The organism is Streptomyces viridochromogenes DSM 40736, assembly GCF_000158955.1.
Classification (GTDB): domain Bacteria; phylum Actinomycetota; class Actinomycetes; order Streptomycetales; family Streptomycetaceae; genus Streptomyces; species Streptomyces venetus.
Window position 1 is genome coordinate 946,124 of record NZ_GG657757.1, and the last position, 3,092, is coordinate 949,215.

Consider the following 3,092-nt stretch of genomic DNA (forward strand, 5'->3'; position numbering starts at 1 on the left):
GCCGGCGCGCACGGCCAGCTCGGCGAGGGCCGACGGCGGCAGCACGGCGGCACCGTGGACGGTGCTGTCGGTGAGCCAGGAGTGGGTGTGGGCGGAGATGCGGCTGGTGAACAGGGTCTGGCCGGCTCCGGCCACGGTGACGGCCGCGCCGAGCAGCGGGTGCTCCGCGGGGGCGAGGCCGAGCCGGGTGACGTCGACGCCCGTCGCGGCGTTCCAATTGCCGCTCGCGCTGGAAGGCGTACGTGGGCAGCCGGACCGCGCGGACCTCGTGGCCGGTGAAGACGGTCTGCCAGTCGACGTGGCCACCACGGGTGTGGAGCGCGCCGAGGGAGGTCAGGAACCGGTCCAGGCCGCCGTCGTCGCGGCGGAGCGTGCCGACCACGACGGCCCGCTCGTGACTCTCCTCCAGGACCGGGCCGAGCACCGGGTGCGGGCCGACCTCGACGAAGGTGTGGTGTCCGCTGTCGACGAGGGCGCGGGCGGTTGCCTCGAACTCCACCGTGCGGCGCAGGTTCTGGTACCAGTACTCGGCGTCCAGGGCGGTGGTGTCCAGCGGGCCGGCGGTCACCGTCGAGTAGAACTGCGCGGTGCCCTGTCGCGGGCGGATGGGCGCCAGGGCCTCGATGAGGCTGTCGCGGATCTCCTCCACCTGGGCCGCGTGCGAGGCGAAGGCCGCGGAGAAGCTCCGGGCCCTTATGCCGTCCTCCTTGCACCGGGCGACGAACGCCTCGAGGGCCTCACCGTCGCCGGAGACCACGGTCGACCGGGGCCCGTTGACGACGGCTATGGACAGGCGCTCGCCCCAGCCCTCCGCTTCGAGGCGGGCGGCGAGGTCGTCGCGCGAGAGGGCCACGGAGGCGATGCTGCCGCGTCCGTGCAGCACGCGCGTCACCTGGCTGCGCAGGGCGGCCACACGGGCCGCGTCCTCCAGGGTGAGCGCTCCGGCGACGTAGGCGGCGGCGACCTCGCCCTGTGAGGAGCCGACGACGGTGTCCGGCCGCACACCGTACGAGCGCCACAGCGCGGCCAGGGAGACGGCCACGGCGAAGGAGGCGGGCTGCAGGACTTCGACGCGGTCCAGGGCCGGCGCGCCGTCGGCCTGGCGCAGGACGTCTTCCAGGGACCAGTCGACGTACGGGGCCAGGGCCTCCTCGCAGGCGCGGATCGTGGCGGCGAACACCTCGGAGGTGTCGAGGAGTTCGACGGCCATGCGGTCCCACTGCCCGCCCTGTCCGGGGAAGACGAAGACCGTCTTGCCGCCGTCGACGGCGTTGCCCTGCACGACGTGCGGTGACGGCTCGCCGTCGCGCAGCGCGCGCAGGCCCTCGCGCAGTGCGTCGAGGTCGGCGCCGATGACGCCGGCCCGGTGGGGGAACGTCGAGCGGGTGGTGGCCAGGGAGTACGCGATGTCCAGCGGGTCGGTCGCGGGATGCCGCTCCGTGTGCGCGAGGAGCCGTCCGGCCTGGTCGCGCAGCGCCTCGGGGGACTTCGCCGACAGGACCCATGGCACGGCCGGGGTGGTGGGGGTGACGGAGGCGGCGGGCGTGCCGTCGGCCTCCTTCCCGCCCGGCTCGGCGGGCTGGGCGGGCTCAGGGGGCGGCGCCTGCTCCAGGATGACGTGGGCGTTGGTGCCGCTCGCGCCGAAGGCGGAGACACCGGCGCGGCGCGGGCGCCCGGTCTCGGGCCAGGGCCGTGCCTCGGTGAGCAGGCGTACGGCGCCGGCCGACCAGTCGACGACCGGGGTGGGGTTCTCGGAGTGGAGCGACCTCGGCAGGACGCCGTGCCGCAGGGCCTGGACGGTCTTGATGATGCCGCCGACGCCCGCGGCGGCCTGGGCGTGTCCGATGTTGGACTTCAGGGAGCCCAGCCACAGGGGGCGTTCGTCGGTGTGCTCCTGCCCGTAGGTGGTGAGCAGCGCCTGGGCCTCGATGGGGTCGCCGAGCGTGGTGCCGGTGCCGTGCGCCTCGACGGCGTCGATCTCGGTTGCGTTCAGCCGGGCGTTGCGCAGGGCCTGGCGGATGACCCGCTCCTGTGACGGGCCGTTGGGCGCGGTGAGGCCGTTGCTCGCGCCGTCCTGGTTGACGGCGATGCCGCGCACCACGGCGAGGATGTCGTGGCCGTTGCGCCGGGCGTCGGACAGCCGCTCGACGACGAGCAGGCCGACCCCCTCGGACCAGCCGATGCCGTCCGCGGAGGCGGCGAACGGCTTGCAGCGGCCGTCCTGGGCCAGTCCGCGCTGCTGGGAGAAGTCGATGTGACCGCCGGGGGTCGCGGCGACGTACGAGGCTCCCGCGAGGGCCAGGGTGGACTCGCCCGAGCGCAGCGACTGGACGGCGAGGTGCAGGGCGACGAGCGAGGACGAGCAGGCGGTGTCGATGGAGACCGCGGGCCCTTCGAGGCCGAGGGTGTACGCGATGCGTCCCGACCCCATGCTGCTGAGCTTGCTGGTCATCAGGTAGCCGTCGAACTCGCCGGGGGTGTCGAGGCCGAGGTAGCTCTGTTCGACGAGGCCGGTGAAGACGCCTGTCCTTGAACCCTTCAGGGTGGCCGGGTCGATGCCCGCGTCTTCCAGGGCTTCCCAGGCGGTCTCCAGCAGGATCCGCTGCTGCGGGTCCATCGCCAGGGCCTCGCGGGGGGAGATGCCGAAGAAGGCGGCGTCGAAACGGGTGGCGTCGTCGACGAAGCCCGCCTGCCTGACGTAGGTCCGGCCGGGCTTGGTGGGGTCGGGGTCGTAGAGGTTGTCGAGGTCCCAGCCCCGGTCGGTGGGGAAGTCGGTGATGGTGTCCCGCTCGTCCATGACGAGCTGCCACAGCTCGTCCGGGGAGGAGACGCCCGGGTAGCGGCAGGCCATGCCGACGATCGCGATGGGCTCGTCCCTGCCGGACTCGAGCTCGGTCACGCGCCGGCGCGCCTTCTGGAGGTCGCCGGTCACCTTCTTGAGGTAGGCGAGTAACTTCTCTTCGTTGGACATGTCGTTGGACATGCGAACCTCGGATCTCCTTGGATCGTCCGGCGGATGGGGGTCGCGCGTTGCGGTTCGGGGGCGGCCCGGGCGGTTCGGTGTTCGCCCGGGCCGGCCCGTACTCAGTGGG

Annotated in this window: 1 protein-coding gene and 1 pseudogene; both read right to left on the bottom strand. The window is 73.4% G+C overall.

Annotated features, from left to right (window positions below; translation table 11 throughout):
- The coding region (locus SSQG_RS43630; protein ID WP_338117303.1) for a hypothetical protein at positions 1-309 on the bottom strand (309 nt) is incomplete at its 3' end.
- Positions 224-2,971, bottom strand: a pseudogene (locus SSQG_RS04265) (type I polyketide synthase); the annotation flags it as partial. The gene SSQG_RS43630 and the pseudogene SSQG_RS04265, both read right to left, overlap by 86 nt.
- Positions 2,972-3,092 lie beyond the last annotated feature (121 nt).